Genomic DNA, 6,042 nt, shown 5'->3' with positions numbered 1-6,042 from the left:
ATCTCGCGCCGGGTCTGCTTGCGCTTGCCCAGGCCCTCAGCGTCACCGAACGTCAGCTGCATAGATGATCCTCTACATGATGAGGCGGGTAGTGTCGCGTATCTGTGGTGCGTTGTTCAGAGCTTCCCTAAAGGTGCGCTGGACCATTGCCGCTCTGCTAGTGCTCAGCGTCTTGGCTGGGCCGTCCGAAGCTGCACGGAAATGTCCTGATGGCTCGACCGCAGGATCGGCCAATGAGTGCCCTTCACCTGTGGAGCTCAAGGAGAACGACTCAAAATACATCGGCGGGTCAGTCCCAACGACAATGGTGGTTGGTCAATCGTATACGGCGAGCATCACTTTTCAGAACACCGGATGGAAGACGTGGACGCCGCAAGAAGGATATCGGTTGGGTAGTCTAGGGCCGACAGATAACACGACGTGGGGAACCTCGCGTGTTGAACTGGCCTCAAGTGTGGCCTATCCATCAAGCACTACTTTTAACTTCACGGTCCGTGCGCCTCTCACGGCGGGATCCACCCTTTTCCAATGGCGGATGGTGAGGGATGGGGTTGCATGGTTTGGTGGAGTAGGTTCTCCAACTTACGTGAACGTTCTCCCATCCCTTATCAAAGGCAACATCGACAGCGTCACTTACGGTTCCATTTCAGGCTGGGCGTGCTCGACGAATCTGAATCGTTCTGTCGACGTGCACATGTATTTAGGCGGGCCTGCTGGCTCAGGCACCTTTGCCGCGGCTACCGCAGCTACGTTACCAAGTGATGCCGGCATTGCTAGCGCTTGTAGTGCTTCGGGCAGCAACTACCGATTCTCGTTCCCCATCGATGAGAACTTCATCATCCAGAACGGCGGTAAGGCCATTTATATCCATGGCCTGTCTCCGGTAGGTGCCTCAAACGACACTATTTCCGGGTCGGGCGCAGTGGCCGTGCCTGCATCGGTGATCAAAGGGCGGATTGAGGGTATCCAGGACAACAAGGCGATTGTCGGCTGGGCGTGTTCTGCAGGACTACGCCGATCGATCGACGTCCATATGTATGCGGGCGGGGCTTATGGGACTGGAACGCTTGCTGCTATCGCTAGCGCAAACCTTGCCAGCGAACCGGGCGTTGCCAGCGCTTGCTCATCGTCAGGAAGCAACTACCGCTTCTCAATTCCAGTTACCGAAGACCTGATTCGAAGCCAAGGCGGCAAGCCGTTCTATATCCATGGCATTTCTCCGGTCGGTCGGGACAACTCCCTCATTGATGGGTCGGGTGCACTCTCGATTCCTGCTATGCAGCGTAATGCTGCTTTCGTGTCTCAGAACATGCCCGCGCAGCTCCCAACCGGACGTTCTGTCACCGGGTCGGTGCGGTTCACGAACACGGGAAATGTCACTTGGCGCCAGGGGCAGGGCTATCGGGCTGTGTTGGTTGGCGATACGCGAGGATGGTCGCCAGGCGAAGTGGGCCTGCCATCCGATGTTCCGCCTGGCGGAAGTGTGGACTTCAACTTCAGCCTCCGCGCCCCCCTTGGTGCGGGCGGCTACAACCTGCGTTGGCGAATGCGCGATGGTGCCGGTGATTTCGGTAATGAATCCAGCAACCAGGTCGTGCAGGTGGTAGCACCGCCACCGGTGGAGCATGGCGTTGGCCTGGCGGCCCGTAGCTACGTCTACGATGCGAACCAGCAGCTGTGCAAAGTGATTGAGCCCGAGAGCGGGTCGACCGTCATGGCCTACGACGCGGCTGGCAATCTGGCTTGGTCGGCCAGTGGCCTTGATCTTCCCAGCACGACCAGCTGCGACCTGGAAGCCGCTGCTGCCAGTGGCCGCCAGGTGGTGCGCACCTACGACACTCGCAATCGCCTCAAGACCCTGCGGTTCCCTGACAACAATGGCAACCAGGACTGGTCCTACACCCCGGACGGACTGCCTGCACAGGTCACGACCTGGAACGATGCCGGTAGCTCATCTGGCGTCAATGCTTACAACTACAACAAACGTCGGATGCTGACATCCGAATCGTCTGGTCAGACCGGCTGGTATACCTGGTCCATCGGCTACGGCTACGACGCGAACGGAGCGCTTGCAAGTCAGGCCTATCCCACTGGGCTGTCAATCAACTATGCGCCCAATGCTCTTGGTCAGCCGACCGATGTGCGCGATCAATTTGGGAACGTCTACGCCTCCGGTATTGGCTACTACCCCAATGGAGCTGCGCGGCAGTTCACCTATGGCAATGGCGTGAGCCACTCGCTCGTGCTCAACGGGCGTCAGATGCCCCAGCAGGTGCGGGACAACAATGTCGCTTCGTTCGAGTATCAATACGACGCCAATGGAAACGTCGGCGCCATCATCGATCAGCAGCGGGGGACGGCCTACAACCGCTACATGGGGTATGACGGACTGGATCGCCTGATGGAGGCGGGCTCGGAGCGGTTCGGCGGCGACAACTGGAACCGCTACACCTACGACGTGTTGGACAACATCCTCACCGCCAAGCTTCCAGGTGTGCGCGAGAACAATTACTGGTATGACGCCAAGAACCGCTTGACCAATGTTCAGAACAATGCGGGCGCCACCACCGTCGGGCTGAGCTACGATCCGCAGGGCAACCTCAAGAACAAGAACGGTCAAGCCTATACCTTTGACTACGGAAATCGTCTGCGAGATGTCACCGGCAAGGAAAGCTACGCCTACGATGCCTACGGCCGTCGCACGATAGCTGGGCGCCCCACGACGCGGACCGTTCAGGTCTATACCCAGGCTGGCCAGCTGTTCTACACAGAGGCGTCGGGCAAGGGCAACATGGAATACGTCTATCTCAATGGGAGCCTGCTTGCCACCCGTAACTCAGGAACCATCAGATTTCAGCACACCGATGCGCTGGGCAGCCCTATCGCTGTGACGGATACAGCCGGGCAGGTGGTAGAGCGAACCGACTATCAGCCCTACGGCAGCCCTATCGGCAAAACGGTCGATGGCATCGGCTACACCGGGCATGCCATGGATGGGGCGACTGGGCTGACCTACATGCAGCAGCGCTACTACGACCAGGACCTGGGGCGGTTCCTGAGTGTGGACCCGGTGGCCGCGGATTCGGTGACTGCAGTCAACTTCAACCGCTACTCGTATGCAACTAACAATCCGTATCGGTTTACGGATCCGGATGGACGTCAGTCGAGAGATTTTGAATACATCTCTCGAACCAGTGGCACCTACTTAAAGACGCCTCCTCGCAGCGAGAAAGACTGGCTGGGGCCTGCGATTGGCGTCGGTCTTGCCACTATCCTGGCAGCACCAATCGCTGCTGAAGCCTACTTAGTTGCTGCAACGAACCCGGCGGCAGTCGCTACTGTCAGCAATGTAGCGGCAGAATTCGCTGGCATCACAGGGACCGGTGTAGGTGCTAATCGGTTGTATGGGCAGGCTGCTGAGCGACTAGCTGCGAAAGAGCTGATTGCTGAAGGCAACAAGATTTTGGGAAGCCAAGTCGCGGCGCGCACGTCTCAAGGTTTACGTGTTATTGATCATTTGGTAGAGACTCCCGCGGGCCAAGTGACAGCGATTGAAGTAAAATATGGCGGTGCTGCAAGAAGCGCTTCCCAACTAGCTAAGGATGGAGAGATGGCGACGAAGGGCGCAGTGATTGTTGGCAAAAACGCGCCTGCTCAGCTCCAAGGTCAGCGAATGGTAATTGACACTGTTGAACGAAGGTATGGCCAATGACGGGTCTGAAAGAGCTTGAGAAAGGACTGTTGAAGGAAGTTGGAGCGCTGCTTAAGGCTCGTGGCATTGCTCATCGTCTTGTGGGACAGGCTTTTCGCTTGCCTAAGCCCTATGGGTGGGCAGCACTTCAACTTTCCTTTGTTGAGCATCCGCCCGTAGACGTTGATGTGGTTGTGAACACCGCTATCAGAGTAGATGAAGTCCAGGACATCATCCAAGATAAAGACGATCCTTTGATCAGGAAAGCCGACCTGGAACGATCCGCTACGGTTGGGTGTGAGTTGGGCAATTGGCAGGGGAGTGGTCAGCTGCGCTGGACGGTTGCCACAGAGGCAGACGTCGCTTCTGTAGCGTCTAGCATCCTGGCCGAATTTGATTCTGTGGCTTTGCCTCTTATCGAAAAATATTCTGATCTGCACGTGTTGCTTTCGGAGCTCAAGGCCGGCAAGGAGAGGGCCAAGCTCCTTTCACCTTTTGAGCCGAAGAGGCTGAAGACGATTGCTGCGATGGAACAACTTCTTTCATAGGACATCAGGTGCTCGAAGCAGAGGGTGGACGACAAAACGCGTCGACCGCTCTGCTTTAAGGAACTCGGGTGCGAGTGACCTTCAGTTGGTCAGTTGCAGCTTCAACGCAAGCAGCTATCGTTGCTTTTCTCCGCCTCCTCGATCCGTCTTTCTAAGGTGTCGAGGGAGGGAATCACGACCTCGCTCTGGAACATGGCGAAGGCGTGGAGATCCAAACCTGCGTGGACAGCGAACTGTGGTCAGGCCAATGGATTTGGGCCAACGATAGGGTGGCAGGATTCATAGGTTTGCGTCCGTTCGAAGTGTCCCAATTTTCGCTCTACCGTTGGGGTATTCAAAGGTTGGGCGGGCTCCTTACTTCACCTTGCCCAGGCGCCCCCGAGGTCACATGGATTCTGCTGCTGATGTGTAAGGGGGTATCTTCGGTTGCAGCAAAGGTCGTTCAAGTCGAGGGTTGAGCCGCTACCTTTTATCCAACAACTCTGCGATTAGCTGATCTCGAACCTTGGGCTGAAGATTCGTCAGTGTCGCTAGGACCTTCGCCAGTTGGTCCTGCTGTCGATCGCTTTGCTCTCCCAACGCCAAAATTGCGTCGGCCATGCCAGGGCTGCTGGCTAATAAAAAAGCAGGCGGCACTTCCAGCGCTTCTGCCATCTCGAACAAAGCCTCGAGGCTGATAGACATGGCTCCGGACTCATATCTGGATATCCGCGCTGACGCTGTGTCTTTGTCCAGGCCCATTCGCATCCCTACCTCGCGCTGACTCAGGCCCCGTCGTTCGCGGGCTTGGCGCAGGCGCGCGGCCACGATCTCCCGAGGGGCGGGAGGGGCGGGCTTCACAGGCTGAATCGATGCAGTGCAGACATGGAAAGAGCATGACGGAAGCCTTACGCCACGGGTAGACTCTACGTGACACGTAAGTTTGTCGCAACTTGGCGCAAGGAGCAGGGCATGAAGAAGCAGTGGACCGCGGTCATGGGCGTGTTCGCTATGACCGCAGGCATGGCAGTGCTGGCACAAGACGGGGGAGGTCTTCTTAGACAGATCGGGCGGGCTATTACTGGAGCCCCACAGGCATCCATAGAGAGAGCCACGAGCCCCTATCTGGACCCGCCGGGCACGTATTGGGATCTCGACACGGACGAACTGGCCGGCGCGCAGCACATCCGTGCCGGCTTGGCGTCAACGGCCTCAGGGGGCTACCACACCTGCGATGCGAGACTGATCGCAACGACTCGATCCAGCTACCGGTTGAGCAAGACCGAGCGCGAGCAGTGCTTGTATGGCGAGTGGCTGATCGATACGAAGCGGAACGGCCCGAATGGCATCACCCCTCAGGAGCCGGAAGCCATTGAGCGCAAATATGGCGCGGCCTTTGACGCACGGGCAGAGCGCTTCCGGGGCATCGACCGATTCGCCGTTCGTCCCCATTTGGTCGACCAGCCGGCGTATGACCAACAACGCGGTGTCCTGGACCTCTACGTGCCGATCCCGTGGATTACTGGCTTCCAAGTGGAGGGCATTACCGGAGAGGGGTTTGTTCCTAAAAGCGCTCGCAGTGAGCGAACCGTTTGGACTCCTAAGCACGGCGGCCGGTTTCATGTCCCGATCCGCATGAGCGAGAGCGAAGCCGCTGGCCTGTTCAGGCAGGGCCGAGACGCCAAGGACGATCTGATGGGTTCTACCCCGATATCACGGACGGTTGTAAAAGAGCTGCAACCTTCTGATCCTGCTTGGCCGCCCTTCGCCGCATCCTTGGGTTGTGGCGTCGCTCGATGTAGTCAAACACATCCGCTCTTGCTC

General features: G+C 57.8%; 3 protein-coding genes and 1 pseudogene. 2 read left to right on the top strand and 2 right to left on the bottom strand.

Translation table 11 applies throughout. The features are described 5' to 3' along the window. The first annotated feature begins 586 nt into the window (after nucleotides 1-586). Together F7R02_RS23730 and F7R02_RS23725 are read left to right on the top strand one after the other, a co-directional pair. Entirely contained in the window at nucleotides 587-3,712 is a 3,126-nt protein-coding gene (locus tag F7R02_RS23730; RefSeq protein WP_151210231.1) for an RHS repeat-associated core domain-containing protein, read from the top strand. Further along, complete coding sequence (locus F7R02_RS23725) at nucleotides 3,709-4,239, top strand: hypothetical protein (protein WP_039587537.1); 531 nt, start codon at nucleotides 3,709-3,711, stop codon at nucleotides 4,237-4,239. Before F7R02_RS23730 ends, F7R02_RS23725 begins: the two co-directional genes overlap by 4 nt. 462 nt (nucleotides 4,240-4,701) lie before the next feature. Here F7R02_RS23725 and F7R02_RS23720 read toward each other — a convergent pair whose 3' ends face one another. Together F7R02_RS23720 and F7R02_RS23710 are read right to left on the bottom strand one after the other, a co-directional pair. Further along, complete coding sequence (locus tag F7R02_RS23720; protein ID WP_268874990.1) at nucleotides 4,702-5,046, bottom strand: helix-turn-helix domain-containing protein; 345 nt, start codon at nucleotides 5,044-5,046, stop codon at nucleotides 4,702-4,704. An 874-nt stretch (nucleotides 5,047-5,920) separates the two neighbouring features. Further along, a pseudogene (locus tag F7R02_RS23710) lies at nucleotides 5,921-6,042 on the bottom strand (IS3 family transposase); the annotation flags it as partial.

The sequence above is a fragment of the Xanthomonas cissicola genome, from assembly GCF_008801575.1.
Taxonomy (GTDB): Bacteria; Pseudomonadota; Gammaproteobacteria; order Xanthomonadales; family Xanthomonadaceae; genus Xanthomonas; species Xanthomonas cissicola.
The sequence above is the reverse complement of the archived record's forward strand: the minus strand, read 5'-3'. Positions and strand labels throughout refer to the sequence as shown.